Annotated in this window: 19 protein-coding genes and 1 tRNA gene; 3 read left to right on the forward strand and 17 right to left on the reverse strand. The window is 34.6% G+C overall.

All coding sequences use genetic code 11. From position 1 onward, the window contains the following. Nucleotides 1–296: 296 nt before the first annotated feature. The 17 genes from AAEO57_RS20170 to AAEO57_RS20250 all read right to left on the reverse strand — a co-directional run bounded on the left by AAEO57_RS20170 (nt 297) and on the right by AAEO57_RS20250 (nt 16,483). Nucleotides 297–381 (reverse strand) — tRNA-Ser (locus AAEO57_RS20170). 151 nt (nt 382–532) lie between these two features. After that, nucleotides 533–931 (reverse strand): acyl-CoA thioesterase, encoded by a 399-nt coding sequence (locus tag AAEO57_RS20175; RefSeq protein ID WP_223683064.1) that lies wholly within the window; start codon nt 929–931, stop codon nt 533–535. 1 nt (nt 932) lies between these two features. Continuing rightward, entirely contained in the window at nt 933–2,063 is a 1,131-nt protein-coding gene (ribB, locus tag AAEO57_RS20180; protein ID WP_423972157.1) for a 3,4-dihydroxy-2-butanone-4-phosphate synthase, read from the reverse strand. Nucleotides 2,064–2,069: 6 nt separating this feature from the next. Next, nucleotides 2,070–3,518 (reverse strand): LptF/LptG family permease, encoded by a 1,449-nt coding sequence (locus AAEO57_RS20185; protein ID WP_341694835.1) that lies wholly within the window; start codon nt 3,516–3,518, stop codon nt 2,070–2,072. Nucleotides 3,519–3,526: 8 nt separating this feature from the next. Next, on the reverse strand, nt 3,527–4,153 hold the full coding sequence (gene lolA1, locus AAEO57_RS20190; protein WP_481129033.1) for an outer membrane lipoprotein periplasmic chaperone LolA1: 627 nt from the start codon (nt 4,151–4,153) through the stop codon (nt 3,527–3,529). Nucleotides 4,154–4,226: 73 nt separating this feature from the next. Next, nucleotides 4,227–6,695 carry a DNA translocase FtsK gene (locus tag AAEO57_RS20195; protein WP_341694837.1) on the reverse strand — a complete coding sequence of 823 codons (2,469 nt, stop codon included), beginning with the start codon at nt 6,693–6,695 and terminating at the stop codon, nt 4,227–4,229. A 20-nt stretch (nt 6,696–6,715) separates the two neighbouring features. Beyond that, a complete protein-coding gene (locus AAEO57_RS20200; protein ID WP_341694838.1) occupies nt 6,716–7,090 on the reverse strand; it encodes a diacylglycerol kinase in 375 nt (124 codons plus the stop codon). A 9-nt stretch (nt 7,091–7,099) separates the two neighbouring features. Beyond that, on the reverse strand, nt 7,100–7,597 hold the full coding sequence (gene tpx, locus AAEO57_RS20205) for a thiol peroxidase (RefSeq protein ID WP_341694839.1): 498 nt from the start codon (nt 7,595–7,597) through the stop codon (nt 7,100–7,102). Between the two features lie 345 nt (nt 7,598–7,942). Then, the gene (locus AAEO57_RS20210) at nt 7,943–8,200 is read right to left on the reverse strand and encodes a DUF6952 family protein (protein ID WP_008462029.1); all 258 of its coding nucleotides are present in this window, start codon (nt 8,198–8,200) and stop codon (nt 7,943–7,945) included. Between the two features lie 83 nt (nt 8,201–8,283). Further along, nucleotides 8,284–8,592 carry a thioredoxin family protein gene (locus AAEO57_RS20215; protein WP_031453681.1) on the reverse strand — a complete coding sequence of 103 codons (309 nt, stop codon included), beginning with the start codon at nt 8,590–8,592 and terminating at the stop codon, nt 8,284–8,286. 185 nt (nt 8,593–8,777) lie between these two features. Next, a complete protein-coding gene (locus AAEO57_RS20220) occupies nt 8,778–9,416 on the reverse strand; it encodes a peroxiredoxin (RefSeq protein ID WP_341694840.1) in 639 nt (212 codons plus the stop codon). A gap of 126 nt (nt 9,417–9,542) precedes the next feature. Then, on the reverse strand, nt 9,543–11,156 hold the full coding sequence (locus AAEO57_RS20225; RefSeq protein WP_341694841.1) for a glycoside hydrolase family 3 protein: 1,614 nt from the start codon (nt 11,154–11,156) through the stop codon (nt 9,543–9,545). Between the two features lie 2 nt (nt 11,157–11,158). Further along, nucleotides 11,159–11,608: a GNAT family N-acetyltransferase gene (locus AAEO57_RS20230; RefSeq protein ID WP_341694842.1), complete on the reverse strand. Its 450-nt coding sequence runs from the start codon at nt 11,606–11,608 to the stop codon at nt 11,159–11,161. A 111-nt stretch (nt 11,609–11,719) separates the two neighbouring features. After that, the gene (locus AAEO57_RS20235; protein ID WP_341694843.1) at nt 11,720–12,061 is read right to left on the reverse strand and encodes a tetratricopeptide repeat protein; all 342 of its coding nucleotides are present in this window, start codon (nt 12,059–12,061) and stop codon (nt 11,720–11,722) included. 21 nt (nt 12,062–12,082) lie between these two features. Further along, the gene (locus tag AAEO57_RS20240) at nt 12,083–13,351 is read right to left on the reverse strand and encodes an MFS transporter (RefSeq protein ID WP_341694844.1); all 1,269 of its coding nucleotides are present in this window, start codon (nt 13,349–13,351) and stop codon (nt 12,083–12,085) included. Beyond that, entirely contained in the window at nt 13,338–14,909 is a 1,572-nt protein-coding gene (locus AAEO57_RS20245) for a glycoside hydrolase family 10-like protein (protein ID WP_341694845.1), read from the reverse strand. Before AAEO57_RS20245 ends, AAEO57_RS20240 begins: the two co-directional genes overlap by 14 nt. A 365-nt stretch (nt 14,910–15,274) precedes the next feature. Beyond that, nucleotides 15,275–16,483, reverse strand: a complete 1,209-nt coding sequence (locus tag AAEO57_RS20250; RefSeq protein WP_341694846.1) for an anhydro-N-acetylmuramic acid kinase — start codon at nt 16,481–16,483, stop codon at nt 15,275–15,277. Nucleotides 16,484–16,712: 229 nt separating this feature from the next. Between AAEO57_RS20250 and AAEO57_RS20255 the strand changes: the two genes are divergently transcribed. From AAEO57_RS20255 to AAEO57_RS20265, 3 genes are read left to right on the forward strand one after another with little or no spacing between them, the layout of a single operon-like run. Then, the gene (locus AAEO57_RS20255; protein ID WP_341694847.1) at nt 16,713–17,123 is read left to right on the forward strand and encodes a TIR domain-containing protein; all 411 of its coding nucleotides are present in this window, start codon (nt 16,713–16,715) and stop codon (nt 17,121–17,123) included. Between the two features lie 3 nt (nt 17,124–17,126). After that, entirely contained in the window at nt 17,127–18,101 is a 975-nt protein-coding gene (locus AAEO57_RS20260; protein WP_341694848.1) for a caspase family protein, read from the forward strand. 2 nt (nt 18,102–18,103) lie between these two features. Beyond that, the gene (locus AAEO57_RS20265; protein ID WP_341694849.1) at nt 18,104–18,649 is read left to right on the forward strand and encodes a toll/interleukin-1 receptor domain-containing protein; all 546 of its coding nucleotides are present in this window, start codon (nt 18,104–18,106) and stop codon (nt 18,647–18,649) included. The last annotated feature ends 18 nt before the right edge of the window (nt 18,650–18,667 follow it).

The raw sequence follows: 18,667 nt of genomic DNA on the forward strand, positions 1-18,667 counted from the left end.
TTTCAATCAAAAATTCAGGTAGGATTAATTTCAATAGCTCTATATACGAATCCAATTCTATGCTTTTTTTTTACAAATATCAGAATATTTAATTATTGTTCCCCAGGTTTTGTTCTTGATCCTCAATTTAGAAGGGTGAGAAAAATAGTTTTCTTATTGTTTAGATTATCTAATCTTTTTTCATAATCCCAAACTTTTGCGCATGATCCCTTTTGAACCTGATCCGTAAAATATAGCATTTTTTAAAGTAAGGAAAGTATTGAAATGTAAAAAGCACCTCAATGAGGTGCTTTTCGCGGAGAAAGAGGGATTCGAACCCCCGGACCTGTTACAGTCAACAGTTTTCAAGACTGCCGCATTCGACCGCTCTGCCATTTCTCCAGTATGTCGCTATCATTTCGTGATTGCGAGTGCAAATATAAGACGCTTTTTCGTTTCTCAAAACTTTTTTAGCACTTTTTTTTCAAACTTTTTTTAATCAATTTTCAACTACCTAATTATCAGTATTTCTGAAAATTAATTTTTTAAAAAATTATTCCAAATCGTCCAAAATCGGCGTAGGTTTCTTGTTTTCGTCTACTGCAACAAACGAAAAAGTTCCTGAAACTACCGTTTCGCGAAGCTCGGAATACATTTGCTCCATAAAAATATCGACATGAATTTTACAACTGGTCCTTCCGACACTGATCACTTTTGCCACCAATTCGATTAAAGTCCCCGCAGGAATTGCTTTTTTAAAGTCAATCTGACCTGTTGAAATAGTTACTACCTTTTTTCTACTAAACCTTGTAGCACAAATAAAAGCGACCTCGTCCATGAGATGAAGAGCCGTCCCTCCAAATAATGTATCATAATGATTTGTAGTACTTGGAAAAACGGCTTTAAAAATACGAGTTTCAGACTTTATGATTCTTTCCTCTAAAGTTCCCATATTAATAATTTACGTATTCCGTAATTTCTAATCCGTAGCCGATCATTCCGACACGTTTTGTCTGCTGGGTGTTTGAAACTAATTTTATTTTAGAAATATCAAGATCATGTAAAATCTGAGCGCCGATTCCGTAATCTTTGGTATCAATAACAACTTTTGGAGCTTTCATTGTTCCTTCAGCCTGTAATGCTTTTAATTCCGAAATCCTATTTAAAAGATTAACAGCCGTCATATCCTGATTAATAAAAACAACCGCTCCTTTTCCTTCTTCATTAATAATTTTAAACATGTCATCCAGTTGCTGATCAACATTATTGGTCAAAGTTCCCAATAAATCGTTATTCACCTGCGAAGAGTGGATGCGAGTCAAAATAGACTCTCCCAAATTCCAGGTTCCTTTAGTCAAAGCGATATGAATTTGTTTATTGGTCGTCTGCTCGTAAGCTCTTAACCTGAAAGTTCCAAAACGGGTTTCGATATCAAAATCTTCTTTTTTAACGATCAGACTATCGTGCTGCATTCTGTAGGCAACCAGGTCTTCAATCGAAACTAATTTCAAATTGAATTTTTTGGCCACTTCTACCAATTGCGGCAAACGCGCCATTGTTCCGTCTTCATTTAAGATTTCACAAATTACCCCAGCAGGTTTAAATCCGGCAAGTCTTGCAAAATCAATAGCCGCTTCTGTATGACCTGTTCTCCTTAATACACCTCCCTGCTTGGCAATTAGAGGAAAAATATGTCCCGGACGTGCCAATTCATGCGGTTTTGTATTTGCATCTATCAATGACAATACTGTTCTTGCACGGTCAGCAGCAGAAATTCCTGTACTGACTCCTTTTCCTTTTAAATCAACCGAAACAGTAAAAGCCGTTTCCATGTGATCTGTATTATTCGTTACCATAGCACGCAAATCAAGTTCCTTGCAACGGCTTTCTGTAAGAGGTGTACAAATTAAACCACGACCGTGTGTAGCCATAAAATTGATCATTTCCGGAGTTGTTTTTTCGGCTGCTGCCAAAAAATCACCTTCATTTTCGCGATCCTCATCATCGACTACAATTATTACTTTACCCTGACGAATGTCTTCTATAGCTTCCTCAATGGTATTAAGTTGTATTTTTGCTGACATAATTATTTATTGTTTTTGAGCGGTAGAAAATCGCTCCGAAATTTTTTGAAATACTTGTTGAATAGGTGTTGTTATCACATCAAAATTAACCAAACCGTTGTCATTGGTAGCACGATAGGTCAATAGAATTGCTAAAGGAGATAATATAAACGAAGACATCCAGGCTCCTGCAAAAGGAGTCATCCCTCCTTCCTGAGACAGTCTTTTACCAAATGTATTAATAAAATGAAAGGTAATAAAAATCAATACCGCAAATACGATTGGTAAACCAAGACCTCCTTTTCTAATAATCGCTCCCAACGGGGCTCCAATAAAAAACATTAAGAAACAAGCAAAAGCAATTACAAACTTTTCATAAAGCGCTGTAAGATGCTTATTGATGTCACGCTGTTTGTCTTTTAATTCTTTTTGAGTTGACTCAATAGAATAAATAGTACTTGTTAAATTACTGCTGGCCATATCCAAAATTCCTTTCTTCTGCTTACTATCATAAAGCGATAGAAGATTATTCGGAAGCGGCTTTTTCTTTTTGGTATTTGAAGTCAGAAGTGGTTTTGACAATCCTACTCTTTGGTTTATATTTTCAGTAAAAGAAACAACTTCATTTTCCCTGTTTTTATTTAATGAATCCAGTGTATATCTCAACTCACTAACATTCAGCATTGTACTCGTACTATTAACACTTTCATTTTCAGTATCAACTTTATTGAGTTCTGACAAATCAATATTAATGATTTGCTTTTTAAATGCACCCTTTACAAAAGGCAATTTAGCTCTGTCTTCATATTTTTTGGGAGTAACATCCTGATAGTAATAACCGTCATTAAGTACCAGTTTTAAAATACTTGACTTTTCACTACTAATCAGCTCTCCATTTTTCGCCTTTATAACTGTTTTGCTTTCCCCCATATTTGTGGGTTTCTCATGTATGGTTACGCCAGTTAAAATATTACCGTTTTCACCTGATTTTTTATTAACCTTAATATTATAAAAACCAACATCATTAAACTGACCTTCTGCGATTGCCATTGCCGGTTTCGCCTGAGCAATATTTTTTCGGAAATTTATAAATTTATATTCGGCATACGGTATTACATTATTAGAAAACCAGAAGGCAACAATACTTAATACAAAGATGAAAATAATCAAAATCCTCATCGCTCTCTGCAGGGAAATCCCAGAAGATTTCATTGCAGCAAATTCGTAGTTCTCTGCCAGGTTACCAAAAGTCATTATAGAAGCAAGCAAAACCGATAAAGGAAGTACAAGCGGAATAATTCTTGGCATTGAAAAAAGAAGGAATTTTATAACCAGTATCAAATCCAGGTCTTTTCCTGCCAGTTCAGAAATAAAAAGCCAGACTGTTTGCAGTATGAATATAAAAAAAAGGATTACGAATACCGTAGTAAACGTAATCAGGAATGTTTTTAATAAGTATTTGTCTAAAATTTTCAACCTTGTAATTAATCTAATTTATTGATGTAGTATTTTGGATATTTACTTGCCACAAAGGTAAATTGATTTTTTGATAAAGGCTGATTGGTTTTAAAAGAATTAACGGTTAAAGTTGTTTTTGTTCCGTTTTTTCCGGTTTCAATCAAATTATAAATGTGTTTTGTCTGAACATCGACACCTAAAAGAATTTCTTTTCTTTGATCTTTTCCGCTGGTTGGCACTAATTTTATGTACTGAATCTTTCTTCCTTTAACATTCTGAACAATATCCATGTTGTATTTGTAACCAGAATTGAAAAAAGTAAGCATTTTTGAAGGTGTAATGGCATGATCGTCTTTTTCATTTACTTTAGAAATCGTAACCTCTTCATCTTCAGGAACAATAGTATATGTTTTTTGCCCGTCAAATATTTTAGTAACACCCATAAAGTTCAACACATATTGATTCCCTTTCATAACCACATTTCCTTTACTGTCCTGATTGATATTTTCTTTGGCATTATTTAAAGAATATTTAAAATCAATCGAAATGTTGTCATAACTTTTAATCTTGGCTGTTACCTGGTTCAATAAATCTTTAGCTTTTTTATCCTGAGCCTGAACAGATGTAAAGCTCAAAAGAAGTACAACTGCCATTTGAAGACATTTTACACTCATTTTTGTGATAGAATTAGTTTTGATTTCTTGAAATTTTGTTTTCATGATGGTTTTAATTTTGTTCATTATTAAAAAATTGATCAAGAGCACTTAAATCTGAAATATTAACACTTCGGGCTTTACTTCCTTCAAAAGCTCCAACAATTCCGGCTGCTTCCAGCTGATCAATCAATCGACCTGCCCTGTTATAGCCTAATTTTAATTTTCTTTGTAATAAAGAAGCTGAACCTTGTTGTGCATTTACAATTATCTCGGCAGCCTCTCTAAATAAAGTATCTCTTTCGGAAATATCCATATCAAGATTAATGCCACTTTCTTCCCCGACAAACTCCGGAAGCAGATAAGCCGTGGCATACGCTTTTTGTGAACCAATAAAATCTGTTATTTTTTCGACCTCAGGCGTATCAATAAATGCACACTGAACACGAATTACATCGTTACCGTTTGAATACAGCAAATCTCCCCTACCAATCAACTGATCTGCTCCTTGTGTATCCAAAATAGTTCGGGAGTCAATTTTTGAAGTCACCCTAAAAGCAATTCTTGCCGGGAAATTGGCTTTAATCAAACCTGTAATTACATTTACCGAAGGTCTTTGTGTAGCAATGATTAAGTGAATACCAATAGCACGCGCTAACTGAGCCAAACGCGCAATCGGAATTTCAACTTCCTTACCTGCTGTCATAATTAAATCGGCAAACTCATCCACCACCAAAACGATGTATGGCAAAAATCGGTGACCAGCTTCCGGATTTAATTTTCTTGACTTGAATTTTTCGTTGTATTCCTTAATATTACGAACCATTGCATCTTTTAATAAAGAATAACGGTTGTCCATTTCGGTACAAAGCGAATTTAAGGTGTTAACAACTTTTGCGTTATCGGTAATAATAGCATCTTCTGTATCAGGTAGTTTAGCTAAATAATGTCTTTCAATTTTATTAAAAAGTGTAAGCTCTACTTTTTTCGGGTCAACCAAAACAAATTTCACTTCTGCCGGATGTTTTTTGTATAAAAGCGAAGTCAAAACAGCATTTAATCCAACCGATTTTCCCTGTCCGGTTGCCCCGGCCATCAACAAGTGAGGCATTTTGGCCAAATCGACTACAAAAGTTTCGTTTGAAATGGTTTTTCCTAAAGCAATTGGCAATTCCATTTCAGCTTCCTGAAATTTTGCTGCTCCAATAACGCTTTTCATAGAAACCATAGTTGGGTTTTTGTTCGGAACCTCAATACCGATAGTACCTTTTCCTGGAATTGGCGCAATAATACGAATCCCTAATGCTGATAATGACAAAGCAATATCATCCTCTAAACTCTTGATTTTAGAAATTCTGATTCCCGCTTCCGGCACAATTTCATATAAAGTTACAGACGGACCAACGGTTGCTTTAATCTGCGCAATTTCAATTTTGTAGTTACGGAGTGTGTCTACAATTTTGTTTTTATTTTCTTCTAATTCCTCCTGATTAATCGTAATTCCTCCGGTCGAATATTCTTTTAATAAATCGATAGTTGGGAATTTGTAATTGGATAAATCTAAAGTAGGATCAAATAATCCGAAATCGGCAACTAAACGCGATGCCAGATTTTCTTCGATTATATCTTCTTCTTCAGCTTTTTCAATAACAAACTCTTCGTTATGCTGAACCGGTGTTTCCACTACCGGATTGATCTTCATCTCAACCGGTTTTAAAATTGGATTTAAATCAATTTCTGACGCATGTGAAATAGTCGGCTTTAAAGCTTCTTTGTTGATTTCGAATTGCGAATCAGCAGTTTTAAGATGGATATTATCTAATTCCTGATCCTCTTCCTCTTCGATAGCAAATTCTTCAAGATTATAAGCACTTTCAGACTGTTGCAGCTGTTCAGACTGAGCCGGTTTAACCGCATTTAACTCTGATTTGAATTCATTTTTGGTAGAGTCAAAATAAGACTGAATTTTCTCCGGTGACACTTTAATTTTAAAAATCAAATAAACGATTAATCCAAAAACCAATGTTAGCAGAGTTCCTGTTTTCCCGATATAATCCTGCAGGAAAAGATTAATTTCGTACCCTATTATTCCTCCCAGTTCCGGTGCAGAAGTAGCAAAAAAGCCAAATAAAACAGATACAATTATGACAGCAAATAAATCCCAAAACCAGGTATTTTTTAGTTTTGTAACCGAAAGCTCCAATGCTAAAAACATTCCGGTTAGGAAAAACAAACGCACAAAAACGAATGAAGCAATTCCGAAACCTTTGTATACAATCAAATCGGCAAGATATGCCCCGAATTTTCCGAGCCAGTTCTGCACCACCTCTGAGCGGTCATCTAAATGACTGACAGCACTCTGGTCAGCCTGCCATTGTCCGTTAACATAAAAGGAAATAAATGCTACTAATAATGCAATAGAAAACAACACCAAAAGACAGCCAAAAACAATTTTTTGCTGTTTGGATAACTTCCAAGATTTTTTAGTTTCATCTTTTGGGCCGTTTTTCTTTTCTGAAGTTTCTTTTTTTGTTTTTGCCATTCCTGCGTATCCTGTTTTGCCTATATAAATTTTGGTATATAAATAATCAAGCCTATTGCTATTGCTGTCATTGCGGCAAAAAATACTGCTCCGGCAGCAATATCTTTAATAAATCCGATTTTTTCATGATAATGGGGATGAATAAAATCGGCAACTTTTTCTACAGCTGTATTCAAACCTTCAACGCTTAATACAAGCCCAATTGCAAAGATTTGAAAAAGCCATTCTTCGTGAGATATATTAAAATAAAAACCTGCAACAGTCATTAATATCCCTAATGAAAATTGTACCATAACACTGTGTTCGGTACTTATTAATTTAACAGCTCCCTTAAAAGCGTATGTTACGCTTTTAAGTCGGCCTTTAACAAATGTATTGTCTTTTTGAAATTCCATTTAATGGGATTATAGTGCTGCTAAAGCTGCTTCGTAATTTGGTTCGTTTGCAATTTCAGCTACTTGTTCAGTGTGAACAATTTTTCCGTTAGCATCAACAACAATGATTGCTCTTGAGTGTAAACCCGCTAAAGGTCCGTCAACAATTTCTAATCCGTTAGCTTTTCCGAAAGCTCCAGTTTGAAAATCTGACAAGTTTACTACGTTTTCTAAACCTTCAGCACCACAAAAACGTTTTTGAGCGAAAGGTAAATCTCTAGAAATACACAAAACAGTTGTATTTTCTAATTCGCTTGCACTTTCGTTGAATTTTCTAACAGATGTAGCACAAGTTCCTGTATCAACACTTGGAAAAATGTTTAAAACTAATTTCTTACCTGCAAAGTTGCTCAAAGAAGCAACAGACAAATCGTTTTGTACTAAATTGAAGTCAGCTAATTGCGATCCAACTGCTGGTAATTCGCCTGATGTATGAACTGGATTTCCTCCTAATGTGATAGATGCCATGATTTTTGTTTAAAATTAATGAGGTTCAAAAGTAAGGATTAATATTTGAATCTAAAAGTATTTGTTAAGGGTTTAAGGAGAGATTAAGGAGGTGAATTTTTATCTTATTTTGTGTATAATGGCACGCAGATGACGCAGATTAAACGGGTTTTAGTGTGTCTTTGCGAGGAACGAAGCAATCTCACTATCAAAATTTATAAACATAAAATGTCTAATCTGCGTGAGGTTGCTTCGTTCCTCGCAATGACTTTGCTTACGTTAAAAGTATAAACAAAAAAAAGCGTCTCAAAAATGAAACGCTTTCTCAGCCTTGTTTTTTGTTTTTTTATTTGAAAAAGAGATCGATTATTTATCGATAGAACCTAATACACGTTTCATAAACGTATTTAAAGCTTCTTTTTTATCTGTTCCCTGCGCTACAAGTTTTTGTACTTCAAGGGCACCGTACATATTTGAAATCAATTCACCGATTACGTCTAATTCTTCATCTTTTAGAGAAGGAATTTCAGTCATAGCTTCCAGAACTTCGATTGTTTCAATGATATAATCCTGATCGTTTTCTTCGATGAATTGTGTTAAATGTTTTATTACTGGTAATTTCATTTTATTGATTTTTAGATTGTTGGATGATTGGATTTTTAGATAAAGATTCGAAAAATCTAACAGTCTAAAAATCTAAAATCTATTTACGCAATAGCGTTTACAAGATCGATTAAAACTTCTTGTTTGTTAGTCTGTGTTTCACCAACTAATTGTCCGTTTACGAAAGTGGCGAATGTAGGCAGGTTGCTCACATTAGCTAATTTTCTAGATTCAGGAGCGTTTTCTGCATCAACCAAAACAAAAGTAATAGCTTCATTTTCTGTGGCTAATTTTTTGAATTTTGGTTTCATAATACGGCAATTTCCACACCATGAAGCTGAATATTGTACTACTACTTTTTCGTTTTTAGCAACTAAATCTGCTAACGTATCTTCGTTTAAGTCGATTAACATAGTTTTATTTTTTGAGATTCTAAGGTGCTAAGATTCTAAGGTTCTGAGTTTTTGAACCTTTGTGGATTTTAGCAGTTATAATTTTTTGAGATTTTTTGAGAGAGGATTTAGATTTCTAAGTTACTAAGGCCTAAGAGTAAATCTTAGAACCTTAGAATCTTAGTATCTTAGAAACTAATTAAAAATTAATTAGCGCTTAAGTATTCAGCAGTACTGATTCTGTCAGCAGACATTGCTTCTTTACCAGCTTCCCAGTTTGCAGGACAAACTTCACCTTTAGTCTGGATGTGCGTGTAAGCATCAACCATTCTTAAGTATTCGTTTACGTTACGTCCTAATGGCATGTCGTTAACGCTTTCGTGGAAGATTTTTCCAGTTTCGTCAATTAGGTAAGTAGCTCTGTAAGTTACGTTTGAACCTTCGATGATAACTGAATCCGTTTCTTCGCTGTATTCTGTAGAATCAATATCTAAAATTCCTAAAATGTTAGATAAGTTACGGTTTGTATCCGCTAAAATTGGGTAAGTAACACCTTCGATTCCACCATTGTTTTTTGGAGTGTTTAACCAGGCAAAGTGAACTTCGTTTGTATCACATGAAGCACCAATTACGATAGTATTTCTTTTTTCAAATTCTGGTAAAGCAGCTTGAAAGGCGTGTAATTCTGTTGGACATACAAAAGTAAAATCTTTTGGGTACCAAAATAAAAGTACTTTTTTATTGTTGTTTACTGCTTCTTCAAAAATGTTGATTTTTAAATTATCACCCATTTCTGAGATAGCATCTACTGCAATACTTGGGAATTTTTTTCCTACTAAAGACATAATATTCGTTTTACGTTAAAAATTTATTTTCTGATGCAAAAGTAGTCTACAAGCAGAGGTAATTACAATAAGATGTGATTATAAAAATTTATAAGTTGATAATTTTTAACTATTCAATATTTTAACTTATTGAATATCAATGTTTACTGAGAGAATGCCGTTTGAACTAATTTTATCTAAAAATTGAATTCCTGCTGTTTTTTGAAATTCTTCAAAATCCTGATACGCCTCAACTAATCCTGAAGCCTTTTGTAAATGTGGAATAATGGGTAAAACATACGGATTTCCGAAAACGTAAACGATACATTTTTTGGTTTGGAGCAAACTTGAAAGGAGTTCAAAAACTTCATTGTTCACTTCGAAATTATTCAGAGGTTTTGCTTTTGGAACAAATAACGAAATGATTAAGGTTTCGAAGTTCTCTAATTGTTTTTTGATTAAGGAAATATCCGAAACTTCTAGATTTTCAAAAGCAAATTCTGGGGAATCCAGTTTTGAATTTAAAGTTTTGAAAAATGTATTTTCGGTATTTTTATATAAACTCAGCTTAGCTAATTTGTTGTTTTTATGAGCTTCAAAAGCTAATTCTTGGCTTGAGTTGTCTATAATTTTAGTAATTGCATTTTGAGCAATTTCTAAGTTTATTTCTGATGTTTTTTCAAAATTTAATTCACCAGAAACAGCGGTGTTTCCAGATAGAATTCCTGCTTTTTCTTTCGCTTTCATAATTCGGTTATAGCTTTCGAAAATACGGTCTGGAGAAGCATTTTTATAGATCGCTTCAATTCCTTCAGGGACATTTTCGGCGAAGCATAGAACATCATTTCCTGCGTTGAAAGCTTCCCATTCTAATTGTCCTTTTGTTTCATACAATTTAGAAACGCTGTGCATATTTAAAGCATCAGAAATTACCAAACCGTCATAACCTAATTTGTCACGCAAAAGATCTTGAATTACGGCTTTTGATAAAGTTGCCGAGGTATCTTTTCCGTCATTTAAACTCGGAACTGCCAAATGCCCGATCATAATCGAATCGACATTGTTTTCAATTCCTTTAATAAATGGATATAACTCGTTTTCTAATAATTCTTCTAAAGTTTCCTTTAAAATTGGTAATCCTAAATGCGAATCGACATTTGTATTTCCGTGTCCGGGAAAGTGTTTCAGACAGCCTAAAACGCCAACATCGGACATTCCTTTTAAATATTCAACCGCAAAATGGGCTACTTTTTCTTTGTTTTCTCCAAAAGAACGATAGCCAATTACAGGATTGTTTGGATTATTATTGATGTCTGCTAAAGGTGCTAAATTATAATGGATTCCGGCTGTTTTTAAGTCTAAGCCAATTTGTTTTCCAACTTCGTAAACTAAATTGGATTTGTTTTCAGGTAAAGCGCCAAGCGTAATCGCATACGGATATTGTGGTGTTTTTTCGATGCGCATTGCCAATCCCCATTCCGCATCAATACTGATTAAAAGCGGAGTAGTTGCTGCCCTTTGATAACGAACAATGAGCGCTTTGATTTTTTCGTAACTGTCATCGTTGAAAACAATCTTTTGCTTGCTTTCGTAATTGGTCGCAGCACTCGCACGACTGTGGAAAAAAGTAAGTCCGCCAATATTATAGTCTCTAATGAGGCGTTCTGTTTTCTGGATATTTTCTTCGGTATCGTTAATAAAAACGGCTGGAAAGAAAAATTGTCCTATTTTTTGTCGTAATGCTTCGGCTGTGGTTTTCATTATTATAAAGTCTTTTTCATGCAGACACTATTATCCATTTCCTCGTACGGCGGATAATTGGGTATTATGGTATAATTTGATTTTTGATATAGTCGAATGGCTTCGGGCTGATTTTTTCCGGTTTCTAAAATAGTGTAAGTATAACCAACTTCTTTCGCCCAAATTTCTAGTGCTGCTAAAACTGCAGATGCAATGCCTTTTTTTCTGTAATCGGGATGAACGTACATTCTTTTGATTTCGGTTGTTTCTGGTTCTTTTTCGCGAAAAGCGCCACAGCCAACAGGAATTCCGTTTTCGTAATACACAATGGTATGTTTTATCTTATCGATTTTATTAAACTGATTGTAAAAAGCATGATCTTCCCCGTCTCTAATCGCTAAATCTTTATCTAATAAAGCAACCAGATTTATAAAATCAATATCGTCTGAGTTTGTTCTTTTTAAAGTAATCATAACTTAATAAAAAAGTTTACTTGTTTTTACCATTAAGGTATTAAGTAATTTAAGCCAAACTTTATGAACTTAATGTCTTAATGGTAAAAAGAAAATTAAGCTTCGTTTAATTTATTTCAATTTTGCTTTCTTTTGCTTAGCCAGTTGCTTTTTGGTTTCAATTGCTTTATCCAATCGGTTTTTAAAACGGAAGAGTTTTGGCAAACCTTCCAGTCGGTCTTCGATAGTAATTTCTTCATAGACCACAATTGCTTTTTCTAAAACCCTGATTTCATTGTCCAGATCCAGCTGGTTTTTGTAAATATTAGCCAGTCTGTCGTAAGGATGATTTCCTTTAAAGTTTTCCGCAACATTTTCTTCGTACAATGCAATTGCTTTTTCAAGATCTCCGGTTTTTTCGAACTCAGCGCCTTTCAGGTTGCGTTCGGTCTGCAAATTTTCATTGATTTCCATAGGTAAAAGTTTGATTTGGGGTTAAACTTCTTCTGATTTTTTTCCAAAATCTTTCGGAAAAATTAAAAAACGTGATAAAATAAGACCTGGAATTGTAGCTATAAAAACCCAAATAAAGAAGTTTTGATAGCCTAAATATTGTTGTATAAATCCGCTTAACATTCCCGGAAGCATCATTCCCATAGCCATAAATCCGGTTGCCAGTGCATAATGTGCTGTTTTTGATTCTCCTTCGGCCACATGAATTAAATACATCATAAAAGCTGTAAATCCAAAACCATATCCGAACTGTTCTAAAATTACAACGGCATAAATGTAATATATTGATGTTGGATGAAAAAATGCTAATAAGATGAAACCTATTATCGGTAAATGCATTGCCAGAAACATTGGAAACATCCATTTGGTAAGACCTTGTTTTGAAATTGCAATCCCGCCTAAAATTCCTCCTAAAGTTAAGGCTCCAACCCCAAATGTGCCGTAAATTATTCCAACTGCTTCTGTATCCAGTCCCATTCCGCCTAATTCTTTTCCGTCCAGTAGAAACGGACTTAACATTTTAAGCAACTGGGACTCTCCCAGCCTGAAAACCAGAATAAAAGCTAAAATTAATCCGATTTGTTTTTTCTTAAAGAAACTTATAAATATATCTCCGAAGCTTTGATGATGTGCCTCTTTATTTTCGGCAGCATTGATTTCGTTTTTAGGTGTAAAAATGAAATTATAAATCGTGATGAATGTCATTAACAAACCAACTGCAATCATGGTGTATGACCAGGCTTTGGTATTGTCACTATACTTATGCTCGAGATAACCTGCAAAAAGTACAATTAATCCGTTTCCGGCTAACATAGAAAGTCGATAAAAAGTACTTCTGATACCGAGGAAAAATGACTGCTGCTCTTTCGGTAAAACCAACAAATAAAAACCATCACTGGCAATATCATTAGAAGCCGAAGCAAAAGCCGCAACCCAAAATATTGCTAAGGTCATCATGAAAAATCCGTTTGTCGGAATCGTAAATCCAACCAGTAAAAATGCAATCGAAATCAGTAACTGCATCGATAAAAACCATTTTCTTTTGGTTCCGGTTAATTCAATAAACGGACTCCACAATGGTTTTATGACCCATGGCAGATACAACAAACTGGTGTAAACTCCGATATCTTCATTTGAAATTCCAAGATTTTTGTACATAATTACCGAAACCGAAATAATTACGGCATACGGCAATCCGGAAGCAAAATTTAGAAGCGGAATCCAAAACCACGGTTTGTTATCTGTTTTCATTTGGCTGAGCTGGTGAATAGGTTTTAAATGTTTTTTTTAAGTCGATAATCGTTGGGGTACTTTCATTTGCATAATAATCAATAAAAGTTACTGCCGCAGCTTTGTACTGATTTAGTTTTTCGGCAGGAACAGAAAGAGACATTGCTCCCCCATTATCGTATACCCTTACTTTTTCTACAATTTGTCTGGCATCATTAATATCAATTTTCGAAATATGTTCTGCGCCATACACTACCATATACCTCACTTTGGTATTCAACGGCGTTTTGATGTTAAACAAATAGCGCAAGCTGTCTTTTCCGTATTCATTTACAAACGGTGTATCAATAATAATGCGTTTCAAATTAGGAACTGCTGCAGGAAGAGCCGGGTATTTGTATTGATTTTCTTCTAAAAGACGTACAATATCAAAGTTTTTTGTCATGAACCATTTTGAACTGAAATAAGCACTTCCGGAAACGTTTTTAAAACTTCTGGCAAAGTCAATCTGTGTTGGAATTTCACTGGCATAATTCCAGCTTTTATCACTATCGCCTCTAATTTTATACGAAGCATGACCTATATAAACAGCCGTATTTTTTGAATTCTCTGACCACCATTTTACCAATTTAGAGTAAGAAGCCACACGATTGTTCATGCTCCAATACAACTGAGGCAGAATATAATCGATCCAGCTTTGATCCATCCATAAAAGCGGGTCTGCGTATAAATCGTCATAATTGGACATCGATTGGGTCTCGGAACCTCTCGGGTCAACTGATTTGTTTCTCCAAACCCCAAACGGACTGATTCCGAATTGTACCCACGGTTTGCTTGCTTTTATAGTGGTAGAAATTGCGTGAACAAAATTACTCACATTCGCACGACGCCAATCGGCAAGGCTTAAACCTGCGCCGTATTTTTTGTATGAAGCCGTGTCGTTAAATACTTTTCCAGGAACAGCATACGGATAAAAATAATCGTCAAAATGAATCGCATCGATATCGTATTTGTCCACTACTTCTTTTACCACTTTCGTTAAATGTGTCTGAACTTCCGGAAGTGCCGGGTCGTAATACAATTTTCCGCCGTATTCGATCATCCATTCCGGATGTTTGAATACATCATGAGTCGGACTCAAAAGATTCTTATTTAGATCGAAAGTCGCACGGTACGGATTCATCCAGGCATGAAATTCAAAACCTCTGTTGTGTGCTTCTTCAATCATCCATGCCAATGTATCATAATACGGGCTTGGAGCCTGACCTTCTTTACCTGTTAAAAATCGGGACCATGGCGCAAGCTGTGTTGGATATAAAGCATCCCCCACACTTCTCACCTGAACAATTACAGCGTTGTAATTCAGTTTTTTATACGCTTCTAAAATCTCCAGATAATCTGCTTTTTCTTTTTCAACGTTGTCAATAGCCGTTTTTGGCCAGTCAATATTGACAACGGTTGCAATCCAGACTCCCCTAAATTCGTTTTTAGGATGCTTTGCTTTTTCCTGAGAACTGGCGTTCCATCCAAAGAAAAGTAAAAATATAGTAGAGAATATTAGGTGCTGATTTTTATGCATTTCAATCTTTTTTTAACAGAATCCAAAAATAGTTTTTTTAACCGATTATAATCAATAATTGAGAAATTATAATTTTAACGATATGAATTTGATTTTCATATAATTATTTTACTTTTTTATACGATTAGTTTTGTACCTGAACTTAATTATTAATTTCTTGAAGCAGAAGCATTAGGTATTTTTCATCAAGCATCGTCCCGCTTTCCGTTACAAACGAAGTTCACTGAACTCCAATTAAATAAAAGTTAAGTGAAGTAATCTTTTGTGCCGAACCCCGGCACAAAAGGATTTCCTCTTCAATCGGGGCTAAAAAGGAAACATTTTGCTTTTTAATGGACATTTAGAATTGTTACCAGAGATTTAAATTAATCAGGAAACGAAATTTTACCCATTGTGACTGATGGAATTCCTTTGCTGTTTCCAAAATTGTAATCGCCTCCTGCCACGGTTTCGTTTGCCAAAAGTGCAAATAAAACAGCTTCTTTTGCATCGCTTAAAATCCCCAGATCGTCGCTGGTATGAAACTGGCAAGGCAGTAATTCTTTGAGCCATTTTACCAGTAACGGATTATTAGTTCCTCCTCCGGACATGTAAATATGAAAATCTTCTGCTGAAATCTGCGTATTTTTTATCGTGAAATAAATTGCCTCTGCAATAGTTTCGGCACTTAAGCGTGTTAAAGTCGCCAGCAAATCTGATGCCGAAATGTTCTCCCTACCTAATTTTACCAAAGCTGAGTTTACAAATTCATGGTTGAATAATTCCTGACCAATTGTTTTCGGAAAGCTTTTCTGAAAGAAAACATTGCTTTTTAATTCACTTAAAAGTTCCTGATTTACGGTTCCCTGCTGCGCAAGTTCGGCGTCTTTGTCGTAACTTTTTTCAGGGAAATAGTGTTTGGTAAAAATGTCGATTAAGGTATTTGCGGTTCCTGTATCGGTTACAAAAACCTCTTCAGCGTTTAATGAAGCGGGCAGATACGTGTAATTGGCAATTCCGCCCATGTTGAGCATGATTCGGTTTTCACCTTTTTTTCCGAATAACAAATAATCGCCGTAAACTGCCAAAGGTGCTCCTTCCCCACCCGCTGCAACATGTTTTTGCCTGAAATCTGAAAGTGTGATAATTCCGGTTTTTACGGCAATATGGTCCCCATCTCCAATCTGCAAAGTCGCGTTTGGAAATTTTTCCTGCTGATGCAAAAATTTGGGTGCATGCAAAACCGTTTGTCCGTGCGAGGCAATCAAATCGACTTCGTTTGCCGGAATATTCCATTTGGCAAGACTGCCGTTGATCATTTCGCTGTGTAAGATTCCGATCCATTCGTTGAGCAGAGCCAAATGCTGAAAATCGATTGTTTTTTTAGCAAAAACCTTCCTGATTTCAGTTTTAATATCTTCCGAGTAACTTATGGTTTCAAACTCCAGAATGGTAACGTTTGTATTTTCGCCCGCTCCTGAGATTTCACACAGTGCAATATCAAGCCCGTCAAGCGAAGTTCCTGACATTAAACCGATTATTTTTCGGGTTGGTTTTTGGGCTATATGATAGAGAGCGGTTATGTTTTTGTTCATTTTTATTACGGCTTTTTGATAATGCTAAAATCGGAATGTTTTGGGGATAAATTTAGGGAAATGTGAAGTTTTTTGTTTAAGAAAAAAACAGGTAGAAATACTTGTTTCTTTAATTTTATTTATAGGTATAATTGTTGAAAAATAAATTTATCTTAATTATGGTTTTCCATAATATTGAAAATTATTAAAGTGTAATCTTTGAAAAAATATAAATAAATTTTAAATAATTATGGCAGATCCAAGAGCATTTATCAGCTTTGATTTTGACAACAATAGTGGTGAGAAACTTTATTTTGTTGGACAATCAAAAAATTCCAGAACACCATTTAATATAGAGGATTGGAGTTCTAAAGCACATTTACCTCAAAATGAATGGGAAAAATTAATACATGCAAAAATTAATAAATGTAATATTCTGATTGTCCTTGTTGGTAGAAATATGTCATCAGCAACTGGTGTCGCAAAAGAAATTTCTTTTGCTAAAGAACATAATGTTCCAGTATTTGGAATTTATGTTGATAAAGCAGATGAAAATTCAAATTTACCAGCAGGATTACAAAGAAATAGGACAATAAATTGGAATTGGGATAGGATTGCAAATGCGATTGATCAATGTATGACTGAAGGTAAAAATAAATAAATTATGAGAAAAGCATTAATAATAGGTATAAATCATTATCCGTATGGTGGCGATTTATATGGTTGTGTAAATGATGCTCATGAAGTAAAGAATATTCTTGAAAGGCATTCAGATGGGTCAATCAATTTTGACTGCAAATTAATCACTGCTTCATCAGAAAGAGAAAGTGTTGAGAGATCGGAATTAAAAGATGATGTTAAAGAATTGTTTTCAACAAAAGCAGAAATTGCATTGTTTTATTTTGCAGGACATGGACACATTGAAGCAACAGGTGGGTATTTATTGGGTTCTGACGCTAAAAGAGGGGATGATGGCTTATCTCTTAATGAGGTTTTAGTATATGCGAATGAATCGCCAGCTACAAATAAAATTATTATACTTGACAGTTGTCATTCTGGAATTGCAGGTAATCAACCAACGGTTCCTGATTCTGCATTATTGGCAGAGGGGATTACAATATTAACAGCTTCAACACCTGATCAATATGCTTCTGAGGAAGATGGTAGCGGTATTTTCACTAGTCTATTAGTTGATGCTCTGCGAGGTAGCGCATCCAATATTTTAGGAGACATAACTCCTGGAAGTGTATATGCTCATATTGATCAATCACTTGGAGCATGGGAACAAAGACCTATATTTAAAACTAATGTTAGAAATTTTGTTTCACTAAGAAAAGCAGCTCCTGCAATTCCATTGGAAAACCTTAGATTAATAAATAAATTTTTTCCTACTCCAGGATTTGAATTTCAATTAGATCCTACCTTTGAGCCAGAAGAAAAGGGAAGAGATGAAGGTATGCTCAAACCTTTGGAAGAAAACACAAGGATTTTTTCAATTCTCCAAAAATACAATAGATTAAATTTATTGGTTCCTGTTAATGCAGATCATATGTGGAATGCTGCAATGGAAAGTAAAACTTGTAAATTAACTGCTTTAGGAGAACATTATAGAAAACTAGTAGAAAAAGATAGGATTTAGTTATGGCACTATTTACAAGTAATTATTTAAGAAACAAATACTCTGCGACTTTAATTGCGGAGCAAAAAAGACAATTTTCAAGTATTGATAAGTCAAAACTTAAATTTGATATTTTTCTCTCACATAGCTATTTAGACAAAGAAGAAGTTTTAGGATTGTATAGAGAACTTACTGAAATGGGTTTTTCAGTATATGTAGACTGGATCATTGATGCAGATTTAGACAGAACTAATGTAACTAAAGCAACTGCTGAAATAATTAAGAGTAGAATGAAAAATTCAAAAAGTTTACTATTAGCTATTTCAACAAATGCTTCTATGTCAAAATGGATGCCGTGGGAATTAGGATTTGTGGATGGTAACACTGATAGGTGTGTCATTGTACCAATTTCAAAAGACAATAATCTTTCATTTAATAGAGTAGAATATTTAAAACTTTACCCTTATTTGGATATAACAAATGGTAATTTGTGGGTTAATGAAGATGCTAAGTCATACATTTCATTTAGAAGATGGATTAATGGAGAAAATCCAACAAAAAGAAATTAATAACTATTAAAAAAATAA

It is taken from the genome of Flavobacterium calami (genome assembly GCF_038290035.1).
GTDB lineage: Bacteria > Bacteroidota > Bacteroidia > Flavobacteriales > Flavobacteriaceae > Flavobacterium > Flavobacterium calami.

Bases quoted from the DNA above. Each gene is read 5' to 3' on its own strand.
- AAEO57_RS20220 (WP_341694840.1), bottom strand. From the start codon at position 9,416: ATGTCTTTAGTAGGAAAAAAATTCCCAAGTATTGCAGTAGATGCTATC.
- AAEO57_RS20210 (WP_008462029.1), bottom strand. From the start codon at position 8,200: ATGAAATTACCAGTAATAAAACATTTAACACAATTCATCGAAGAAAAC.
- AAEO57_RS20225 (WP_341694841.1), bottom strand. From the start codon at position 11,156: ATGAAAACCACAGCCGAAGCATTACGACAAAAAATAGGACAATTTTTC.
- ribB (WP_423972157.1), bottom strand. From the start codon at position 2,063: ATGTCAGCAAAAATACAACTTAATACCATTGAGGAAGCTATAGAAGAC.
- AAEO57_RS20175 (WP_223683064.1), bottom strand. From the start codon at position 931: ATGGGAACTTTAGAGGAAAGAATCATAAAGTCTGAAACTCGTATTTTT.
- AAEO57_RS20230 (WP_341694842.1), bottom strand. From the start codon at position 11,608: ATGATTACTTTAAAAAGAACAAACTCAGACGATATTGATTTTATAAAT.
- AAEO57_RS20200 (WP_341694838.1), bottom strand. From the start codon at position 7,090: ATGGAATTTCAAAAAGACAATACATTTGTTAAAGGCCGACTTAAAAGC.
- AAEO57_RS20240 (WP_341694844.1), bottom strand. From the start codon at position 13,351: ATGAAAACAGATAACAAACCGTGGTTTTGGATTCCGCTTCTAAATTTT.
- AAEO57_RS20255 (WP_341694847.1), top strand. From the start codon at position 16,713: ATGGCAGATCCAAGAGCATTTATCAGCTTTGATTTTGACAACAATAGT.
- lolA1 (WP_481129033.1), bottom strand. From the start codon at position 4,153: ATGGCAGTTGTACTTCTTTTGAGCTTTACATCTGTTCAGGCTCAGGAT.
- AAEO57_RS20245 (WP_341694845.1), bottom strand. From the start codon at position 14,909: ATGCATAAAAATCAGCACCTAATATTCTCTACTATATTTTTACTTTTC.
- tpx (WP_341694839.1), bottom strand. From the start codon at position 7,597: ATGGCATCTATCACATTAGGAGGAAATCCAGTTCATACATCAGGCGAA.
- AAEO57_RS20260 (WP_341694848.1), top strand. From the start codon at position 17,127: ATGAGAAAAGCATTAATAATAGGTATAAATCATTATCCGTATGGTGGC.
- AAEO57_RS20235 (WP_341694843.1), bottom strand. From the start codon at position 12,061: ATGGAAATCAATGAAAATTTGCAGACCGAACGCAACCTGAAAGGCGCT.
- AAEO57_RS20195 (WP_341694837.1), bottom strand. From the start codon at position 6,695: ATGGCAAAAACAAAAAAAGAAACTTCAGAAAAGAAAAACGGCCCAAAA.
- AAEO57_RS20215 (WP_031453681.1), bottom strand. From the start codon at position 8,592: ATGTTAATCGACTTAAACGAAGATACGTTAGCAGATTTAGTTGCTAAA.
- AAEO57_RS20250 (WP_341694846.1), bottom strand. From the start codon at position 16,483: ATGAACAAAAACATAACCGCTCTCTATCATATAGCCCAAAAACCAACC.
- AAEO57_RS20265 (WP_341694849.1), top strand. From the start codon at position 18,104: ATGGCACTATTTACAAGTAATTATTTAAGAAACAAATACTCTGCGACT.